17 protein-coding genes are annotated in these 20,188 nt (G+C 57.0%); 11 read left to right on the forward strand and 6 right to left on the reverse strand.

The features are described from left to right. Position 1 precedes the first annotated feature (1 nt). The 3 genes from OLSU_RS02890 to OLSU_RS02900 all read left to right on the forward strand — a co-directional run bounded on the left by OLSU_RS02890 (position 2) and on the right by OLSU_RS02900 (position 4,372). The gene (locus OLSU_RS02890; RefSeq protein ID WP_269083693.1) at positions 2-877 is read left to right on the forward strand and encodes a LicD family protein; all 876 of its coding nucleotides are present in this window, start codon (positions 2-4) and stop codon (positions 875-877) included. Then, entirely contained in the window at positions 874-2,187 is a 1,314-nt protein-coding gene (locus OLSU_RS02895; protein ID WP_013251453.1) for a lipopolysaccharide biosynthesis protein, read from the forward strand. Before OLSU_RS02890 ends, OLSU_RS02895 begins: the two co-directional genes overlap by 4 nt. A gap of 73 nt (positions 2,188-2,260) precedes the next feature. Continuing rightward, the gene (locus tag OLSU_RS02900; protein ID WP_013251454.1) at positions 2,261-4,372 is read left to right on the forward strand and encodes a DUF6541 family protein; all 2,112 of its coding nucleotides are present in this window, start codon (positions 2,261-2,263) and stop codon (positions 4,370-4,372) included. 4 nt (positions 4,373-4,376) lie between these two features. Here OLSU_RS02900 and OLSU_RS02905 read toward each other — a convergent pair whose 3' ends face one another. After that, positions 4,377-5,462 (reverse strand): acyltransferase, encoded by a 1,086-nt coding sequence (locus OLSU_RS02905; RefSeq protein ID WP_013251455.1) that lies wholly within the window; start codon positions 5,460-5,462, stop codon positions 4,377-4,379. Between the two features lie 170 nt (positions 5,463-5,632). Between OLSU_RS02905 and OLSU_RS02910 the strand changes: the two genes are divergently transcribed. Both OLSU_RS02910 and OLSU_RS09065 read left to right on the forward strand, forming a co-directional pair. After that, positions 5,633-6,775, forward strand: coding sequence for a glycosyltransferase (locus tag OLSU_RS02910; RefSeq protein WP_049765147.1), 1,143 nt, complete (start codon positions 5,633-5,635; stop codon positions 6,773-6,775). 11 nt (positions 6,776-6,786) lie between these two features. Beyond that, entirely contained in the window at positions 6,787-7,842 is a 1,056-nt protein-coding gene (locus OLSU_RS09065) for a glycosyltransferase family 2 protein (RefSeq protein ID WP_148219046.1), read from the forward strand. A 98-nt stretch (positions 7,843-7,940) separates the two neighbouring features. Here OLSU_RS09065 and OLSU_RS02920 read toward each other — a convergent pair whose 3' ends face one another. The 5 genes from OLSU_RS02920 to OLSU_RS02940 are packed head-to-tail and all read right to left on the reverse strand — an operon-like array spanning position 7,941 to position 13,151. Continuing rightward, complete coding sequence (locus OLSU_RS02920) at positions 7,941-8,786, reverse strand: LicD family protein (RefSeq protein ID WP_013251458.1); 846 nt, start codon at positions 8,784-8,786, stop codon at positions 7,941-7,943. A 39-nt stretch (positions 8,787-8,825) separates the two neighbouring features. Then, positions 8,826-9,947 (reverse strand): phosphonopyruvate decarboxylase, encoded by a 1,122-nt coding sequence (gene aepY, locus OLSU_RS02925; RefSeq protein WP_013251459.1) that lies wholly within the window; start codon positions 9,945-9,947, stop codon positions 8,826-8,828. Beyond that, positions 9,937-10,668, reverse strand: a complete 732-nt coding sequence (locus OLSU_RS02930) for an NTP transferase domain-containing protein (RefSeq protein WP_244851763.1) — start codon at positions 10,666-10,668, stop codon at positions 9,937-9,939. Before OLSU_RS02930 ends, aepY begins: the two co-directional genes overlap by 11 nt. A 10-nt stretch (positions 10,669-10,678) precedes the next feature. Further along, complete coding sequence (aepX, locus tag OLSU_RS02935) at positions 10,679-11,974, reverse strand: phosphoenolpyruvate mutase (RefSeq protein WP_013251461.1); 1,296 nt, start codon at positions 11,972-11,974, stop codon at positions 10,679-10,681. A gap of 46 nt (positions 11,975-12,020) precedes the next feature. Continuing rightward, positions 12,021-13,151 carry a 2-aminoethylphosphonate aminotransferase gene (locus OLSU_RS02940; RefSeq protein ID WP_013251462.1) on the reverse strand — a complete coding sequence of 377 codons (1,131 nt, stop codon included), beginning with the start codon at positions 13,149-13,151 and terminating at the stop codon, positions 12,021-12,023. A gap of 219 nt (positions 13,152-13,370) precedes the next feature. Between OLSU_RS02940 and OLSU_RS02945 the strand changes: the two genes are divergently transcribed. The 6 genes from OLSU_RS02945 (at position 13,371) to OLSU_RS02970 (ending at position 20,167) form a co-directional block, all read left to right on the forward strand. Next, complete coding sequence (locus OLSU_RS02945) at positions 13,371-14,090, forward strand: glycosyltransferase family 2 protein (protein WP_013251463.1); 720 nt, start codon at positions 13,371-13,373, stop codon at positions 14,088-14,090. 1 nt (position 14,091) lies between these two features. After that, entirely contained in the window at positions 14,092-14,463 is a 372-nt protein-coding gene (locus OLSU_RS02950) for a DUF2304 domain-containing protein (protein WP_013251464.1), read from the forward strand. Positions 14,464-14,527: 64 nt separating this feature from the next. Then, on the forward strand, positions 14,528-15,421 hold the full coding sequence (gene rfbA, locus OLSU_RS02955; protein ID WP_013251465.1) for a glucose-1-phosphate thymidylyltransferase RfbA: 894 nt from the start codon (positions 14,528-14,530) through the stop codon (positions 15,419-15,421). A gap of 10 nt (positions 15,422-15,431) precedes the next feature. After that, on the forward strand, positions 15,432-16,445 hold the full coding sequence (rfbB, locus tag OLSU_RS02960; protein ID WP_013251466.1) for a dTDP-glucose 4,6-dehydratase: 1,014 nt from the start codon (positions 15,432-15,434) through the stop codon (positions 16,443-16,445). Positions 16,446-16,454: 9 nt separating this feature from the next. Further along, the gene (locus OLSU_RS02965) at positions 16,455-17,900 is read left to right on the forward strand and encodes a sugar nucleotide-binding protein (RefSeq protein WP_013251467.1); all 1,446 of its coding nucleotides are present in this window, start codon (positions 16,455-16,457) and stop codon (positions 17,898-17,900) included. Positions 17,901-18,373: 473 nt separating this feature from the next. Then, positions 18,374-20,167, forward strand: coding sequence for a phosphotransferase (locus OLSU_RS02970; protein WP_041548850.1), 1,794 nt, complete (start codon positions 18,374-18,376; stop codon positions 20,165-20,167). Positions 20,168-20,188 lie beyond the last annotated feature (21 nt).

Consider the following 20,188-nt stretch of genomic DNA (forward strand, 5'->3'; position numbering starts at 1 on the left):
GGTGATTTCATTGGAGTACAGGCAGTACGAGGATCCGGCGGTCTTGCGCAAGCTTCAGCTTGTTTCGACGAGAATCCTGGGGGAGTTCGATAGGGTCTGTGCCAAGCTGGACATTCCCTACTTCGCGTATGGTGGTACGGCCATCGGAGCCGTGCGTCACGACGGCTTCATTCCCTGGGATGATGACGTCGACGTTGCGATGTTGCGCAGCGACTACGAGCGCTTCCTCAGGGAGGCCCCAGAGGCGCTCGCATCAGAGTACGAGATCGTCGATTGGCATACGGATCCGTTTTTTCCTGCCTGCAACGCGAACTTGGCCCTTAAGGGGACGTATTGTGTTCCAGACGAGTTCATGTGCTGTCGCTTCCAGTATCCCATTGGGATAGGCATATACGCCCTCGACCAGGTTCCTGCGGACGAGGGGGACTACCGCAGGCAGGTTCGGCGCACCTGGTTATGGGGGCGCCTGTCCTTCCTGAGGGCGACCTCAAGCCCGCATGTCAACCTCGGAGGAGTTCGCCGCCTCCTTGTCCTGGTTGCCTGCAAGCTTGCTCATTGGGGCATGCGTGTCGTTCGCCTCTCGCCGGCGTTCATTCATCAAAGGTGGGAGCGTGCTGCGCGTATGGCCCAGGGCGAGCCAGCCAATGAAGGCACGCTGTATGCTGACTATGCCGACAGGACGCCCTTGACCTGGGCGGTGACCAGATCTGACGTGTTCCCCTTGCAAGAGCATGCGTTCGAAGACCTGACCATTAAGCTCCCCCACGAGAATGACAAGCTGCTGAGACGAGGCTATGGTGACTACATGTCTCTGCCTCCCGAGAACGATCGCAAGAACCACCATCCTGGTAGGCTCGACTTCGGGGACTTTGCATGAGCGAGGGCATGACCGAGGGTCTTGCGACGAAGGCGTCAGACTCCACTCGATGCTCGGAGCAAATGGCCAAGGACTATCTATGGAATACCCTGGGGTCTTTGGTGAATGCGGGTGCAAGCGTTCTCATGTTGCTTGTCGTCACGCGTTTCCTGGGGGCGTACGCGGGTGGACTTTTCTCGATAGCCTTTGCGATAGCTCAGCAGTTTCAGGTGGTGGGGCATTTCGAGATGAGGGCCTACCAGGCAACTGATGCCAGAGAGAGGTTTTCGTTCGGCATTTACTTCGCGTCGCGAATCCTCACATGCTCTCTGATGGTTCTGCTCGTCGTTATCTATTCTATCTTTGTGGCGGAGCGACGCGAGGCCCCCGTGCTTCTCCTCATCGCCTCCCTCAGGTTGTTCGATGCCTTCGAGGATGTGTTCCATGGGATGTTTCAACAGCATGGCAGACTTGACGTGGCAGGCAAGGCGTTCTTCTGTAGGGGCTTGATGACGATTGTTACATTTTCCCTAGGAGTCATCCTGACGCGTGACATCGTCTCCGCTTGTGTCATATCCTTTGTCGCCTCGTTGGTGACGGTCATCTTGATGGACATCCTACCTGCCCGTTCGTTCGTTTCGCTCATCCCCACGTTCGAGCTGAAGCCCATCGTTCGCCTGCTTCTGGCCTGCATGCCGCTTTTTGTGGGCTCCTTTCTCCTGACTTACCTGAGCAACGCTCCAAAGTATGGGATAGAAGGCCTGATGACTAAGGACTACCAGACCTATTACTCGATCATCTTCATGCCCTCCCTGGTCATCAACCTGTTGAGCGGGTTCGTGTTCAAGCCGCTGCTGACCGATCTGGCGATGCATTGGACGAAAGGTGACGTGAAGGCTTTCTTCTCGATCATCGTGAGGGGTTTCATGGTTATTTGCGCTGCCACGTTGCTTGCCATGCTGGTTGCCTATCCGATAGGGACGGAGATCCTCTCTGCAATCTACGGAATTGACGTGACGCCTCTGCGCCCCGAGCTCATGATCCTTTTGATAGGGGGCCTTCTCAACGCGGTGAGCGTCATCCTATTCTATGCAGTGGTGACCATGCGCATGCAACGCTTTGTTATCGTGGCGTATGGCGCGGCGGCCCTTTTTTCATTCTTTGCGACCACCCCGTTTATTGCGGCTGCCGGACTGATGGGGGCTTGTATGCTCTATGATACGTCGATGCTCATTCTCTCGCTCATCTTCCTGGCGGCGTTGGTGTATCGGGCTAAGAGATGCGCCCCTTCGGCAGCCATGGCCCCTCCTGAGTCCCCTGGACTTGAGTGATTGCTATCCGAGGTCCATTCTCATTCGTAAGGTGCGGTTCTGACATGTGTCTCTGATCCAAGGTTGGTTGACTATGTGGCCTGTATTTTTTCTGAGTTTTGCGCTGGCTGGGGCTTTTCTATATGTTCCCGGGTTCTTCTTCTTTAGAGGGCTGGGATTCGGTACGGCTCCCTCCCTCTGCCTGTCACCCGCCGCATCTCTTCTCATATATTGTCTCCTGGGAGTTGCCTACGAACGCCTGGGAGTTTGGGCCAGTTGGCGCACCATGGTTCCGGTGACCCTAGCCCTATGCCTCATGCTTGGTATCGTGGCTGTCTTCGTTAGGCATCGCCTGTTGGGCAATGGTGTTGGGGCGGGAGTCCGTGGCACTGAGGGGGCCGACGAGAGCCGGGGTGAAGGGGTCGCGTGCCTTACTATCCCGGCGCTCGTTCCCTTCTTTCTGATGGCGCTCGCCGTCGGCATGTATGTCTTTGTGCTTCCTTTGGATGGCCCCGACTCCTTTGCCCAGAATTGGGACAACGCCTTCCACCTCAATGCGATCGCCCAGTTCCTGCGTACGGGAAACTACTCCGCGTTTTCGATGGGGGCCTGGCAGCCGGGCGAGGTTGCTCCAGTTGCAGATGTTATTGGCTACTATCCGGCAAGTTGGTCGATTCTCGTTGCCCTAGTTGATTCGGTCACGAGCACCTCGCTTCCCTGTGCGGTGAATGCTGCTAACTTTGCCCTTTTGTCCTTAGTATTTCCCAGCTCGATGTGTTTTTTGACGTACGTCTTGTTTGGTGGGAGCCGAACTCTCTGTCGTGCTGCCGCCGTCGTAACTCCGCTCTTCGTCGCGTTTCCCTGGATGTTCGTGGAGTATGGATCTCTCAACCCCAACCTTGCTGGAATGTCTCTGTCCCCTCTGGTTGTCGGATCCTTCATCCTGCTTGGACGCCGGCTGCTTGGGGGGAGTCCTTGGCTTGCAAGCGCTCTTTGCTTTGTGGTCACGTTGGTCTCGGGTGCGGCGGCACATCCCAGCGCAGTCTTCAGCTCGGCAGTCGTTCTTGCACCTTTCTGCGTCTGGCTGTCGGTTCAGGTTGCAAAGAAGGCATGGTCTGGCTCTCCTAAGCTTTCCCTGCGTCTGCACCTGGTGGCAATCTCGGTCTCGTGCGTTCTCGTCGCGCTTTGGGTGGGTTTCGCCTGTTTGCCTCCCCTGCATAACGTAGTGACGAACGCCTGGAACTATTGCGTCGGACCCTCTCAGGCAGTAACGAACCTGATTACCCTAAGCTTCGTGAGGGATTATGGGCAACCTCTCCTGAGTCTTCTTGTGTTTGTGGGTATTGTTACCCTCATCAGGGAGAACCGTGCGACCTGGATCGTTGCCTCGTGTGCTCTGGCGTCGTTCATCTTTCTGGTGGACCTCGTCCTCTCCTCGGATTTCGGTAAGTACAACCTCAAGGCCATAGCTGCGGGCTTTTGGTACCAAGATCCCTATCGCACGGCCGCGACCGTGGTCTTGGCCGTGATTCCCCTGGCGTCCGCAGGACTGGCCCGCGTGATGGTTTTTGTCCAGCATCGTGCTGGTATCGCACAGGTTGATTGGCGGGGAAGCACGCGCGCCTTGTCATTCTCAAGGCGCTACGCCCCGACCCTTGTCACGGGCCTTGTCGTTCTGGCGATTCTATGGCCGTCGTTTCGACTTCCAGGCGTGACGGATGTCACTACGGGCTTTGGTGGGTTCAGAGGCGACATGGCTCGTAGCTTTGATGTGTCGAGCAACGTTCTTGATGACGAGGAGAAGTGCTTTCTAGAGCGCGTTAAGAACGTTGTTCCGGGGGATGCGCTCATCGTCAACATGCCAGACGATGGCTCCGTATTCGCGAATGGGCTCTTTGGGCTGAATACCTACTACCGTGTTTTTGGCGTCCAGTGGAAAACCGATGAAACGACTGAGAGCAAAGTCGTGCGCGAGCGTGCGTCACATCTTGCCGACGACCCTGAGGTTCGTAGCGCATTCTCGTCTATCGGTGCAAAGTACCTGCTGATCCTTGATTCAACGGATGAGGAGAGCGACACAAGGCAATTCCTAGTCAGCTTCCAACCTGAGTTGTGGCAGGGCATCGCTGACGTGCACGAGGACACTCCCGGGTTGAGCCTTATGCTTTCCGAGGGGGACATGAGGCTATATCGCGTGTTGGATTAGCCTGCTAGCGTCGTGCAAAGGCGAAATCGTACGCTGCCTTCGCTGCTTTCATGAGCGTCATGTCAAGGGTGATGGCCAGGCCGAGCGAGATCCCGAAAACAGCAAGCGTTAGGAACATAGATCCCGCTATCGCCCAAAGACCTGTAAGTCCTTGAAGCTCTGGAAGCTGCGACAAGGGAACGAGGACGATCATGTGAACGAGATATACGGAAAAGGAGTGCCTGGCCACCAGGCTCACAAAGGCGTTGGTTCTCTTATTACGAAATATCCTGATGAGGTCGGCATAGAGTCCTAGGGTAGCAATAATAAAGAGGGGTGACGTATCCTGTGCATGTTGCCCGTACCCTTGATGGATAAGAAGTACCGAAAGTGCGAGACAGATCACCGTGAGGGGTGCGAGCCAGAGACGGGGGACATCCGTTGCCAGCCCTTCGTCGATAAATGACCCGAGACAGTATACGAAGAAGAACCCGCTGATGGGCAAAGAGAAGACCACCTCGCGTCCGAGGTTGGCGAAGATGGTCGCGTAGGTCTGGTAGGCAAGCCCTAGGGCAAGAAATGTTCTGCGCTCCGTAGGGGAAAGCCCCGGAAAGATCCGACGAACGAAGGGGGAGACGAGGAGGTATCCGAATAACGCATAGATAAACCAGTATTCGATGCTGGCGTATCCCTGGGCTGAGAGCAGGTTGTGTGCGAAGAGTCGAACAAAGGAAGTAGAGCCGTCGCCAGCGTGCCAGTCAAGAAGGGACCTGCCCAAAAAAACAAGCAGAGTGGGGAGTACGATGTTGCGCAGCTTGGAGCTATAGAACTTCCAGATCGAGTCCCCCTCCCGGGGAGGACGCAGGTTGAAGTGACCGGACATGAGGAAGAACAGCGCATTCCCAGTGAAAAAGAGGGTCTGCGCGCTCAGGCGGTACCATTGGGCCGCCCCTCCTGCCTGCGGTCCAATGACGACGAGGGAGTGCACGGCAACTACGAACAGCGTTGCAACGAATCGTATGGCATCGAACTCGTATGCCCTCGCCCTGCCTCCTAGGGCTTCTTTGCTACGTAGGGACTGTGGGTCTCCCGTTTCCTTCTGTGATTTCACGAAGCCTCCAGGGTATGCAGTCTGTTTAGAAGGCCAGTATAGTGCGCCATTCTGGTGGTATCTGCTAAGATGTGGAAGCACCTTTGGGAAATGGGGCATTAGGCTTGCGTCTGTCCCATGATGGTGCGTCTGTGCTCGCTTCAATTTTTTCGGAGATTAACGTGAACAGTATGGACAAAGCGCTTGTCAGCATCCTGGTTCCCATCTTCAATGTCGAAAAATACCTCGATCGGTGCCTAAGTTCCCTGAGGGACCAGAGCTATCGCAACATAGAGGTGCTTTGTATAAATGATGGCTCTACAGACGGCTCACGTACCATCATTGACTCTTATACGAGTTCCGATTCGCGCTTCAAGCTAATCGACAAGCCAAACAGTGGTTACGGCGATTCAATGAACAAGGGACTTGAGGCCGCACAGGGCAAATACATTTCCATCCTTGAGTCAGATGACTTTCTCGACTCCGATGCTATCGAGCATATGGTGGGCGAGGCTGAGTCAGACCAGCTTGAGGTGCTCAAATGCAACTTCTGGCTGTACTGGTCCGAAGAAAGGCCAGAGCGCTCATACCGAAACGATGTCTACTTTGCTTTGGCCACTCCGGAGATGGTGAACCTTGGCGTGCATGCACCAAGGAACTATCCGGACATCTTCTGGAAGAAGCCGTCAATTTGGTCCGCACTCTACCTCAAGAGCTTCTTGGACGAGAACAACGTCCGCTTCCTCTCCACTCCCGGCGCCTCATACCAGGATTCGAGCTTCACTTTCAAGGCCTTCTCGTGTGCTGAAAGGGTACGATATTCCGGAAGAGCGTTCCTGCATTACCGTCAGGACAACGAGCAGTCATCCGTTAACTCTCAAGGCAAGGTGTACTGCGTTTGTGACGAGCATGCGGAGATACAGCGTTTCCTGGATGAAGAGAGGCCCGAGTTTCGCCAAGAGCTCGATCCAGTGCGTGCGTACGTGAAGTTCTTGAACTATGCATGGAACTATGAGCGTCTGGCGGTTGAGTTCAAGCAGGAGTTTCTGGATAGGTTCTCGCTTGAGATGCGTGGCGAGGTCGACAGGGGGAGTATCCCGGCAGGCGTCCTGGACGGGAGCTATGCAAAAGATGGTGAGCTTTGGCGATGCCAATACTTCGACCCGGTTCAGGTGGCCAGTCTGAGGCAGGTCCTGTACAAGAAAGAACTCTACGCTGCCCTGTGCTCCTCCAGGGCAAGCTCCAGCAAGTTGCGGACTCTGAGGAACTTTTGGGCTGCCGGAGGTATTGCTACTGTTGTCGAACTTGCCAAGCTTAAGCTTCGAAAGGGTTAGTGGCTTACGCCATGGGTAAGATTTCGGTCATAGTTCCCGTCTATAACGTGGAGAACTACCTCGATGGGTGCCTGGAATCTCTCGTGGCCCAGACCTACCAGGACATAGAGATCGTCTGCGTGAACGACGGATCGACGGATGGGTCAAGGGAGAAATTGCGACAGTGGGCTGAGCGTGACGGTCGCGTGAGGGTCATACATCAGGGTAACGCTGGCGTTTCCGCTGCGCGCAATGCTGGTATCGAAGCTGCCACAGGTGAGTTTGTCTGCTTCTTGGATCCTGACGATCGCTTCCTCCCCCATGCATGCGAGGAGATTCATGCGATCCTCTCTTCCACAGGCGCCGACGTGCTGACCTTTAGCGCCACCTACATTTCTGCCAGTCCAGGCCCCCTGTGGCTTGATGATGCGCTCAGTTCGAGGGATGTCGATTACCTTGGCTTCTCCATCGACATCCTCTTCAAGGAGGCGTCACGGCCCTTCGTGTGGCGCATGGCGTTTAAGGCGGGCTTCCTTGCCGAACATGAACTTCGTTTCGACGAGAGCCTCCACTTTGGCGAAGACCAGGCGTTTTGCTTTGCGGTGTATCCTCGTTCGTCACATACGGTGTTCAGCTCGAAGATACTCTATGAGTATAGGGTTCAGCGTCCTGGCTCTCTTATGGACCAGAGGTACAAGGACCTTCGCAGCAAGATGCTTGAGCATGCGTGTGTCGTGGAGTGCGTCTACGCCGACTGGGAGCGCTTGGGCATCCTCGAACAGTACTGCCCTCTGATGCTTTCCTGGGGCTTGGATTTTGTTCTGACTGACATGCTCAGGGCTCCTCAGGATGATTTTGCGGTCATTGCCCAGCGCCTTTCGGGGATACTGCGTCACTTCTTCAGTGAGGACTCTCTGGGTCAGCTTGGTACCGAGGCGGACAGGTCTCTCGCGGCGAATTTGTTCCGATGTCCGCAGGCGCCATTGCTCTCGCGGAAGAGGGCGGCATGGCGCTTCTTTCGCTGTCGCTATGGCCGCAGGCTGACCCTGCGCTGGCTACTCACCCGCTTTTACTTAAGCTCTTCGTAGGGCTTCCCAGCGTGACCTATCGCTAGAGAGAATGCTGCTCCTTCCTTAGGAAGGAGCAGCGATGTTTTGAGGCGGCTTTGCTGACGTGCAGTCGACCGCTAGTATGCTCCGAAGTCCAGGCGGGCAGGGAAATGGTTCTTGCGCTTTTCGACGGGAGGAAGCTGCATGTAGTCGCCAAACATCTCCCTGAGCATCGCGTCGATCTCCCGTGGGAAGTGCAGCTTCATATCCTCGAAGTCGAGATCGAGAAAGGGCTTGATGTCATCCCATGCATATGTCTGGGTGAAGCGGTTCGTGTCGCACAGGTATCCGATGCGGCTCGTCGCCTCGTTAGCGTAGCGCCTGCGCGCCTCGCGCTCCTTGCGATAGGCGAACTCAGGCGATATGCGTAGAATCCTTGCAAAGGCATGTGCGCCCGCACAGGCAAAGCGCAGGAGCAACCCCCTCCATCCTCTAACCTGTATAACAGGATGGGAGACGCTTATGAGAATGCGAATGTGTGCCCAGAACCAGGCATCCCAAGCTTGCTTTCGGTACGCGTTTTCGTCATCCGCGACATTGTCGAAGGCATACATGTCAAGAAAAATCCCAAGGTCTAGAGGCAGCTCTGAGAGGGTCTCCTCGCAGAACTGCGTTCCCTTGAGCATGATGCGTGTCGTGGCGAGCGGGTAGTTGCTGTCTATGTCGGCATTAATGACGTCATAGGTGCCGGCATGCTCCTCGCGAATGATCTTGACGAGTTGCTCGAGGTCACGTGCAGGCATGCCGATGTCGATATCATCATCCCAGGGGATAAAGCCCTTGTGCCGAATAGCTCCGATGCCCGTTCCTGCAAGACCGAAGTATGTGAGGCCTTGCCCGTCACAGATACGAGCTACGTCCTTGAGGATTTTCAACTCGCACTGCTGCACATGGCGAAGGGTTTCCGCATCATATTCTCTCATAGGACTCCCGAAGCTTGGTATCGTCTGCGACGGATGACGCTAGAGCGTCTCGAGGTAACGCATGAAGTTGCGCTTGTTCTCGAGGGCAGTGGTGGTAGGCCGGCCCAGGTTGTCACGGGCACCTATGGAGCTGCGCACCTCAATGAGGGAGGGACCCGTCTGGGACTTTGCTTGCCTTAGGGCGGCGTCAAGTTCGTCAAGGTCTGAGACGCAGATAGAACTACTGTACCCGCATGATTGGGCGATGCCCACCAAGTCAATCGCACCCGCTGCCGTCGGCATGCCGCCGACCGTCTCGTGCGCTGCGTTGTTGATGATTACATGGACGAGGTTCTGGGGGGCCTGCGACCCAATGATGGCTATGGCGCCCATGTGCATGAGAGCCGCGCCATCTCCGTCTATGCACCAGATGCGCTGGTTAGGCTTGTGAAGGGCGATTCCTAGCGCGATGGACGAGGCATGTCCCATTGACCCGACAGTGAGGAAGTCTCGCTTGTGTCCTTGACCTGCGCTTTCACGGATCTCGAAGAGCTCGCGGCTCGCCTTTCCGGTGGTGGAGACGATGGGGTCATCGTCCGAGGCCAGCGTGATGTGCCGGATGATCTCCTCACGCACAAGAGAGTTGTCGTTTGCATACCTCACATCGCCAGAAAAAGAAAGAGCTCCCTTTCGGATAACAAAGGCGATGTCGTGTCCCTCGCCTAACAACCGCTTAAACTCGGTCATGGAGGCCTTGAGCTCATCCTCGGTGGTCTGCTTGTCGATGACGAAGTGACGCACGCCCATGTCGTCTAGGAGTCTAAGGGTTACCTCTCCCTGGTAGACATGCTGAGGCTCGTCGTGTATGCCCGGTTCGCCGCGCCAACCTATTACGAAGATGGTGGGGATGGCGTACACTTTCTCATTGAGCAGTGATGCAAGAGGATTGATGATGTTGCCCTCGCCGCTGTTTTGCATGTACACGACGGGAACCTTGCCAGTGGCAAGGTGGTAGCCGGCGGCAAGGGCGCAGCAGTTGCCCTCGTTTGCGGCGATGATGTGATGCTGCGGATCAATGCCATACTCGTGCATAAGGTAATTGCACAGGGGCTTCAGCTGCGAATCGGGGACGCCAGTGTAGAAATCGGCACCCAGGGCGTCTACGAAAGCTTTAACCTTCATCGATGTTGCTCCTCAACTGATCAGAGTAGCTTGGGTCAAATGCGGCAAGCTCCTCAATGGTATCGAGTTCGACGACCTGGCCCTCGAGGACAGGGCGGATTCTGAGATCGAACTCGTCGATGTGCTGGTTCACTATGTCATCCCAGAAGAGCCGCTCGTGGCCCTCCTGCGTATACGCGGAGCGTATACAGCGGGCGAGGTGGGCTGCGTCCCCGCCCTTAAAGAACGAGATGCCGACCATGGCGTAACTGTTGACCGCGCCCTTGCCAACCCTCGTTATGCGTCCGGTCGTGTCAAGGTCGAAGGCCCAGTCGTCCGTATAGCCCTCTGTCATGCGACCGAAATAGCACGATTTCGAGGGGAGATCGGAAAATATCCCCGACTCGGAGACGACCAGGTCGGCCTCGCATATGAAGGCGTCTCCTTGCTCCAGCACCTCGATGGCAGCGTATATCGAAGAGATGTTATTCTTCGAAAGGTACTCAGGGTTTTCGATGAGCTTGACCGGCCCATAGCGTTCCTCAAGGTAGCGGAACTGATCCTTGAGATATCCCACTACGACGTAGATGCACGCGACGCCCGCTGCCTCGAGCGCATTGATCACCGACTCTATCATGGGGGTGCCATTGACGCGTATCAATGGCTTTGGGGTCATCTGTGTAAGCGGGGCCATACGCGTCCCAAGCCCCGCCGCCATCACTATCGCCTGCGCCTGTGACACGAGCCGTACCCTATAGCTCGTCGATGAGGGTGATGATTTCCTTGAAGGGCATAAGCTGCTCGTCGACCTCGAGCGCGCGGTGGGCCTTCAGAATGCCGCGCGCAGTTTCCTGCATGGCGGGGAATGCGGCTCGAATCAGCTGGTTGGCGTAGATCACGATGTTGATGCCATGGGCCGAGAGCTCCTCCTCGGTCTCGCCGTTAAAAGAGGTCGGCACGACGACGATGGGCGTCTTGCTGTCCTGTGCGCGGAAGCGGTCGCAGAACTCGTAGATCTCGGAGGGATCCTTCTTGCGACTGTGGATCATGATGCCATCCGCCCCGGCATCCCTGAACGCGAAGGCACGGGTGAGCGCATCTTCCATGCCACGCTCAAGAATCAGGCTTTCGATACGCGCGATGATCATGAAGTCATCGGTGAGCTGGACCTTCTTGCCAGCTGCGATTTTGGCACAGAATTCGTCGATGGGAGCCTGGGTCTGCTTGACCTCGGTGCCGAAGAGGGAGTTCTTCTTCAGACCCGTCTTGTCCTCGATGATGACGGCGGAGACGCCCATACGCTCAAGGGTGCGGACGTTGTACACGAAGTGCTCGGTCAGCCCACCCGTGTCACCATCGAGGATGATTGGCTTGGTGGTGACCTCCATGATGTCGTCTATCGTGCGTAGGCGTGCGGACATGTCGACGAGTTCGATGTCAGGCTTGCCGCGCTCGGTGCTGTCGCAGAGCGAGCTTACCCACATGCCGTCGAACTGATCGAGCCTGTTGTCATGGTCGACGACCGTCTTCTCGGCGATGAGACCCGTGAGTCCGTCATGGGCCTCGATGACCTTGACAGTGGGGGAGATCTCGAGCAGCTGCCTCAGGCGGCGGCGGCGGTACTCGGGCATGGCCAGCTTCTCGCGGAGTTGTTGGTCAATCTTGCGTGCTTCCTCGCTTCTAGTGTAGGGGACCTCGATCAGTTCGCCTCCAAAGCGGGAGAGGAGATCAAGGACGTTGGCGCGAATGACGCTTTCAGGGCCGCTCTGCCAGTTGTCACCGTGGATGACGTAATCGGGCCTGAGCTGTTCGATGACGGCGTCGTAGAGATAGTCGTCCTGGACGATGACCCGGGAGACGCCCTCAAGGGACTCGTAGAGCCGTATCCTCTCGTCCTGGGAGATGGTTGGGAACTTGTTGTAGCGAATGAGCGCCTTGTCGCTGAGGGCTCCCAGGACGACCTCGCCATACCGCTGGGCATTCCTGATGATGTTCAGGTGTCCCTCGTGGATGATGTCGGTGCAGAATGCGGTATAGACAACTGCCATGCTGTTCTCCTTGAAATAGGTACTATGCGTCTGAACGCTGCGGATTCTAGTAAATAACGGGTGTCTCGACGCCGGCACGCTCAAGAGCACACTCAAAAACCTTCCAGAAGTTTACGATGTCTCCCTCGTCTATGGCACCGAGCGCACAGAGCCTGAAGGTGCCCTGCCCCTGCATCTTGCCTGGGTAGATGGTGAACCCGTGCTCGTAGCAGTAATCGTGGATCTTTTCGAAGTCCCAGGACGGATCGTTTGGATAGCGCACGGCGGCGACGAGGCCTGACTGCACGCGACGATCAAGGGCCTCCTTGAATCCTAGACGGTCGATTCCCGAGCGGATGGCTGCCATGACACGCTGGTGACGCTCCCACTTTGCCTGCTCGCCTTCGGCGAAGTACTCGTCCAGAGCCTGCCTCGCGGCGTAGATGGTCTGAACGGGAGGAGTGAAATGCATCTCGCCTGTCTGCTCGAAGTACTTGTACTGCATGTAGAGATTGCAGTAATAGGAGCGCACGGGGTACGAGCGTGACGCCTCGATGATGTCGCGGCGCCCGATGACATACGAGAGTCCCGTCATGCCCTGGATGCCCTTCTGGGCTGACGCCATGCAAAAGTCTATGTTGTCCTCGTATACGTTGATGGGAATCATCGCGTAGGCTGAGGTCGTGTCCGTGATGAAGAGGGTGTTGTAGCTGTGTGCGAGCGCGCCTACCTCGCGTGCAGGGTTCAGGAGGCCGGACCCTGTCTCGTGGAAGGTCATGTACACGTAGCCCACGTCGGGATTATTCCGCAGAGCCTCCTCGATGACGTCCAGGTCGGGGAGGGCGTCGACGGGTTGCCTCAGCTCGATATAAGGCATGCCGTATGCATCGAGCACATCACATGCACGCTGGCTGTACGATCCGTTGTTTATGACCAGGGCGCGCTTGTCGTTGTCGAGCAGGGAGTTCAGCACCACGTCCATGCAGATGGTTCCGGACCCGCAGAACAGGACGGTGGTGTACTCATCCGTGTCACCATGGACAACACGCACCAGGTCGCTGCGCAGGGGGGTCATGATCGAAGCGAATTCTTTTTCACGCGGGCAGATGTCAGGTACGACTTGGGCGTACTTGACGGAATCGGTAGTGGTGGCGGGTCCAGGATTGAGGAGAATATTTCTCCTCATGGTATCTGACATGGGATTTCCCCTAAGCTTTCAGTCGGCATCATGGGCTTGCATTGTAGCACGTGGTCCTGTGACTGACGGTAGTACCTGATGGTCGCATGTTGGCCAACACCAAGTTTGCATCGCTTTGTTATGAGATGTTGGAATGCAACGGTAGATGGGCTATGGTGGGCACTGCGTCACAATGTCTCTTCCGCGCTCCGTGCGGAGCTGCTGCATCGAGAGGGTTTCATGGGCATATACGATGACAAGCCCCGTGTCCTGCTTGTGGTTCCAGCCCACAACGAAGAGGGCAGCATTTTGTCGGTGGCTCACCAGATTATGGAGTCGGGCTATGACTACATCGTCATAAATGATGGATCGACAGATGGTACCCTGCGAATCTGTCAGACTTATGGCCTGAACTACATCGATCTCCCCATCAACCTGGGCATCGGCGGAGCGGTGCAGACAGGTCACCGCTACGCCCTCGAACATGGATACGACGTCGACATCCAGGTCGACGGAGACGGCCAGCATGACATCTCCTACGTTCCCAGGCTGCTTGAGGAGATCGACAGGGGCGCAGACTTGGTCATCGGCTCGCGCTTTATGGGTGAGGCCGAGGGCTTTCAGTCTACCTTCTTGCGCAGGACCGGCATCAAATGGCTTGAAGGATGCATCAAGTTCGTTACGGGGCTGACCATCACGGACTGCACCTCGGGATTCAGGGCCTCCGGCAGACGGGCCATGTCACTGTTTGCCTTGAACTATCCCTGTGATTACCCGGAGCCGGAGTCGATCGTGACAGCGCACACGCACGACTTGGTTGTTCGCGAGGTGCCTGTCGTTATGCGCGATCGGCAGAGCGGGACGTCGTCCATCAATGCCTTGAGGAGCATCTACTACATGGTCAAGGTCACCCTCGCTGTGCTGATTGAGGGAATGGGTCAAAGAGGGGGGAAGAAATAGGATGGGAGTCACCCTACGTCTGATGCTGATCTGCTTCTGCTCGCTCTTTTTCTTTGCGGTCGTTCGCTTGGTCTCTAGGGGCAGGCTTCAGCTGAAGTACTCGCTTCTCTGGATGGCGATGTCCCTCGCGCTGATTCTGTGTGCATTGGTTCCCGACCTCGTCGGGATGGTTGCCAGGCTGCTGGGAATTGGCCTGGCATCAAACCTCGTGTTCTTGGTCGGATTCGTCATTCTCCTGGGCATCTGCCTGTCTCTGACAGTTATCGTGAGCTGGCAATCCCGCGACATTCGCCAAATGATTCAACACCTCGCTCTCATCGAGAAGCGCCTCTCGGATGGGGATGACTCCTCTGACCACGTCGCCGTCGATTAGGGTTGCTGCCAGGGAAGCCGTTGGGTCCTGCTGTTGCAGCTCATAATACGAAGGGATTGTTTTTATGAAGGGCATCATCCTTGCCGGGGGTTCAGGGACGCGCCTCTACCCACTTACCACCGTAACCAGCAAGCAGCTGCTTCCCGTGTACGACAAACCTATGGTCTACTACCCGCTCTCGACCCTGATGCTCGCGGGGATTCGCGACATCCTTATCATCTCTACCCCGCGCGACCTTCCCAACTTCGAGAACCTGTTGGGGGATGGGACTGATTTTGGAATCAGCCTTTCGTATGCCCCTCAGCCAGAGCCCAATGGGCTCGCACAGGCTTTCGTGATAGGCGCTGATTTCGTGGCGGATGACTCGTGCGCCCTGGTGCTTGGTGACAACATTTTCTACGGGAACGGACTCTCGCGACATCTGCGAGACGCTTCGGCCTCGGCTGCTCAGGGACGGGCCACTGTCTTCGGCTATCACGTTGACGATCCGGAGCGCTTTGGTGTCGTCGAGTTCGACGCAGACTACAATGTCGTCTCTATCGAGGAGAAGCCAAGGCACCCGAAGTCGAACTATGCCGTTACGGGCCTCTATTTCTACGATGAGCGCGTGACGGATCTTGCGATGCGTGTCATTCCCTCCGCTCGTGGCGAGTATGAGATCACCGACCTGAACCGCCTGTACCTCGAGGCGGGCAATCTTGATGTCGTGACGCTGGGACGTGGCTACGCATGGCTTGACACGGGGACGATGGAGTCCCTCTTCGAGGCGTCTCAGTTCGTTCGGACCGTGCAGACAGCGCAAGGGCTGCCAGTGAGTGTCCCTGAGGAGATTGCCTTCGAAAACGGATGGATTTCACGAGAACGGCTGCTCGAGTGCGCGTCACGTTACGGCAAGAGTGATTACGGGAAGCACCTTAAGCTCGTCGCAGAAGGCGGCATCGTCCCATCCAGCCGCTAGGAGGTTATGCATGTCTGAACAATTCAATCACATTTTGGTAACGGGTGGATGTGGCTTCATCGGTAGCAACTTCGTTCATCATGTTGTGCGCGAGCATCCTGGTGTACGGGTTACGGTGCTCGACAAGCTTACCTATGCAGGAAATCCCCAGAACATAGCGAACCTGCCATCCGACCGTGTCAAGCTGGTAGTGGGAGACGTCTGTGATTCCGAGCTGCTCGACGGACTCGTAGCCAACAATGATGCTGTTATCCACTATGCGGCCGAATCGCATAACGACAACTCCATTCAGGACCCCTCGCCCTTCGTTGCGACGAATGTGCAAGGCACCTACTGCCTGCTCGAGGCGTGCAGAAAGCATGACGTCAGGTTTCATCACATATCTACCGATGAGGTCTATGGCGATCTGTCCCTTGATGATCCGACCCGCTTTACGGAGGAAACCCCCTATCGGCCCTCGAGCCCCTATAGCTCGACCAAGGCCGCTTCGGATATGCTTGTAAGGGCCTGGTCGCGCACCTACGGTGTGCGTGCAACGATTTCTAACTGCTCCAACAACTATGGTCCATACCAGCATGTCGAGAAGTTTATCCCACGCCAGATAACCAACATACTCTGTGGTGTCCGACCCAAGCTTTACGGAGATGGCAGGAACGTCCGCGACTGGATTCACACCGATGACCATTCCCGTGCAGTATGGCAGATTCTTACCTGCGGCCGCATGGGGGAGACCTATCTTATCGGCGCAGATGGGGAGAGGTCGAACATCGATGTCCTGCGTGAAATCCTTGTAGTGATGGGCAGGCCGGTAGATGAGTTTGATTGGGTTAGAGATCGTCCCGGACATGATCGCCGCTACGCGATTGACTCGACCAAGCTTCGTCGGGAACTCGGCTGGAAGCCCCTCTACACAGATTTCTTTCAGGGCCTCGCCCGTACTATAGCCTGGTATTCAGAGCACAGGCAGTGGTGGGAGGGTGCGAAGGACGCGACGGAAAAGAGATATGCCGAGCAGGGGCAGTAGGGGGTATTCGTGGACTTTGAAAAGGACCTGCGTTCCTTTGGTACGGAGATAGCCGGACTCAGGGTGTTTGACCTGTGCGTTCATGGTGATGACAGGGGATGGTTCAAGGAGAACTGGCAGCAGGCAAAGATGTCCTCCTGCGGGCTTCCTGACTTCCATCCCGTGCAGAACAACATCAGTTTCAATGCTCAGAGGGGAGTTACGCGTGGGATTCACGCCGAGCCTTGGGACAAGTACATCTCGGTTGCCTCTGGGTCGATTTTTGGGGTCTGGGTTGACTTGCGTGCCGGGGAGGGCTTTGGGAGGGTTTTCAGTTGCCGCATCGATCCCTCCAAAGCCGTCTTCGTTCCCCGAGGTGTGGGCAATGCCTTCCAGGCGCTGGAAGACGGGACCGTGTACACGTATCTCGTCAATGCCCACTGGTCCCAGGAGCTCAAGGAATCGTACACCTTTGTGAACCTGGCGGACGAGCAGCTTGCGATAGAATGGCCCATCCCCCTTTCGGAGTGTGAGCTGTCCCAGGCTGACAGGGACCATCCTGCCCTTCGCGACGTGTCTCCCATGCAGGGAAAAAGGACGCTCGTTACGGGCTGCAATGGACAGCTCGGGAGGGCTGTGCGCCAGCTTGCGAACGAGAGGAAGCTGGTGGGCTTCGACTACTGTGACATCGACACCTTCGACTTCTCAGACATCCGGTCATACGACGACATCCCCTGGGATGCGTATGGAGCAGTTATCAACTGCGGGGCCTACACTGCGGTTGACCGTGCGGAGTCGCCCGAGGGCCGTGTGATGTGCTGGAAGGCAAATGCCCTCGGCCCCAGCCTGCTTACCCAGACCTGCGCCAGACATGGCATCACGTTGGTGCATGTTTCGTCCGAATATGTGTTTGATGGCAGCAGGGAGCTGCATGACGAGGACGAGACCTATGCCCCCCTGTCAGTCTATGGCCAGTCCAAGGCTGCCGGTGATATCGCCCTGTCCTGCTGTCCCAAGTACTACATCGTCCGCACGAGCTGGGTTATCGGAGATGGTCACAATTTCGTGAAGACCATGGCCAGGCTCTCTGACCGATGCGCCGATCCGGCAGACTCGCTTGATTCCGTCTCGGTCGTCAACGACCAACTTGGTCGTCCGACGTTTGCGGACGAGCTTGCACGAGGCATCTTCTGGCTGCTGGACACCCGTCCCGCCTACGGTATATATAACCTCTCGAATGCGGGACGCATTGCTAGCTGGTACGACATTGCCAGACGGACATTTGAGATGAGAAATGGCAACGGGCACTGCGTACATGCCACCTCTACGGCCGACTATTATGCGGGGTCTGAGGCCCCCGTGGCTTGCAGGCCGCGCAATAGCGCCCTTTCCCTTGAGAAGATGTGCCGTCTGGGATTTGAGCCACGTGACTGGGAGGGACAGCTCTCTTCATACATGAGACGCTGCGAGCGGTAGGACCGTCGTCCGCTCGCTGGGGTGGCCAAGTCTCGTTCGAGGAGAGACATCGCATGCTCGTCTCAGGGCCGGTGAACCAGCCTGTGCTGGGGCCTCCCTCTCCGAAGTGGCATCTTGCTTCGTCGACCGTCCTCCAGCTCGCAGCGGTAATGTCACTCTTGTCCAGGTAATAGTACTCGTCCTGGTACACGACTCACTCATCGGCCAAGGCGATGCCGTCCCTCATGACTTGCCATCCACCCGAGCTGTGCGCCCGCGTGCCGTAGAGCTCAGGCCGTCCTATGCGCATCCTCTCCGATTCGCATGTCCGTAACCGCACCATTACTCTCCTGGGCCCAAAGATGCCCTATCCCTCGTCCGCCGGTGAATTCCTTAAGTGTGTTCAATTTATAGTTAATGATAACTTATAATGAACGCCATCGTTCCTATCTTATGATGTCCCGAGGGCATCGGTGACGTTAGAAAGGTTGATCATGGTCCTCAGAAAGAGCGAGTTCTGCCTTCTCAAGGCGATTGCTGGTTTGGATGAGGAGGTTTCCCAGCGCCAGCTTACCAAACTAAGCGATCTTTCCCTGGGAACCGTGAATGCCACCCTCAAGGCATGCGAGGAGGCGGGTCTGGTCGCGGACGGGCGCATCACGCAGGCCGGCATGGAGGCCCTCGAGCCCTATGCCGTCGACAACGCCATCATCATGGCGGCCGGCCTCTCCTCTCGCTTCGCCCCCATCTCGTACGAGAAGCCCAAGGGCCTGCTGCGCGTGCGGGGCGAGGTGCTCATAGAGCGGCAGATTCGCCAGCTCATAGATGCCGGCGTCACGGACATCACGGTGGTCGTGGGCTACAAGAAGGAGTACTTCTTCTATCTGCGCAGCAAGTTTGGCGTGAAGATCGTGGTGAACCCAGACTATGCGACGCGCAACAACAACGGGACCCTCTGGCTCGTGCGCGACGCCCTGGCCAACAGCTACGTCTGCTCGTCCGACGACTACTTCCTCGACAACCCGTTCGAGCGCTACGTGTACGAGGCGTACTATGCCTGCGAGCGTGTCGAGGGCCCAACCAAGGAATGGTGCGTCACCACGGGTGCGGGCGGTCGCATCACTCACGTGTCCATCGGCGGTGCCGACTCCCTTGTCATGCTGGGACACGTCTACTTCGACCGGTCCTTCTCCGAGGCGTTTCGTGCCATCCTCGAGCGGGTGTACGACAGGCCCGAGACGGCAGACAAGCTCTGGGAGGAGATCTACGTCGACCACATCCGCGAGCTTTCCATGGTTGCGCGCGAGTATCCGGCTGGCGAGATCAACGAGTTCGACTCCCTGGACGAGCTGCGCAGCTTCGACACGCACTTCATAGAGAACGTGGACTCGGAGATCTTCGACAACATCGTCTCGGTCCTCGGTTGCGAGAAGTCAGACATCCATGACTTCTGGCCCCTCAAGCAGGGTCTCACCAACCTCTCCTGCCACTTCGCGGTGGGGGATGTCAGCGAGGCTAATGAGTACGTGTATCGCCACCCAGGCATCGGTACGGAGAAGATGATCGACCGCGCCAGCGAGGCGGCGGGGCTCAGGCTCGCGCGCGACCTTGGCCTTGACAGCACGTTCATCTATGAGGACGAGGCGCGTGGCTGGAAGCTCTCCCGCTTCGTGCCCAACGCCAGCAGCCTCGATGCCACCGACGACGACCAGCTGCGCCGCGCCATGGAGATGTGCCGGCAGCTGCACGAGAGCCCCGCCACGCTCGAGCGCCGCTTCGACTTCGTGAAGGAGGCGCTTGGCTACGAGAAGCTGCTCCTGGAGCATGGTCCCATAGAGGTGCCGGGGTACTTTGAGCTCAAGGACAAGGTCCTGCGTCTGAAGGGACATGCAGACGCGGACGGATACCCGACCTGCGTCTCCCACAACGACTTCTTCGAGCTCAACTTCCTCGTCGAGCAGGATGGTCGCATGAGCCTCATCGACTGGGAGTATGCGGGCATGTCCGACGTCGCCAACGACTTCGGCACCTTCACCGTGTGCTGCCAGCTGACTGACGAGCGTGCCGACCAGGCCCTCGACTACTACTTCGGTCGTCCGGCTACCTTCGAGGAACGCCGCCACTTCTGGAGCTATGTGGTCTTTGCCGGCTGGTGCTGGTATCTGTGGTCGCTCGAGAAGGAGGTCGAGGGGGCAAGCGTCGGCGAGTGGCTCTTCGTCTACTACCGCTACGCGGTGGACAACGTGGACAAGGTGCTCGGGTGGTACGGGGACGCCGACGTCCGCTGATTGCGGGCCCATGGAAAGGGA

Origin of the sequence: Olsenella uli DSM 7084 (assembly GCF_000143845.1) — a bacterium.
GTDB lineage: Bacteria > Actinomycetota > Coriobacteriia > Coriobacteriales > Atopobiaceae > Olsenella > Olsenella uli.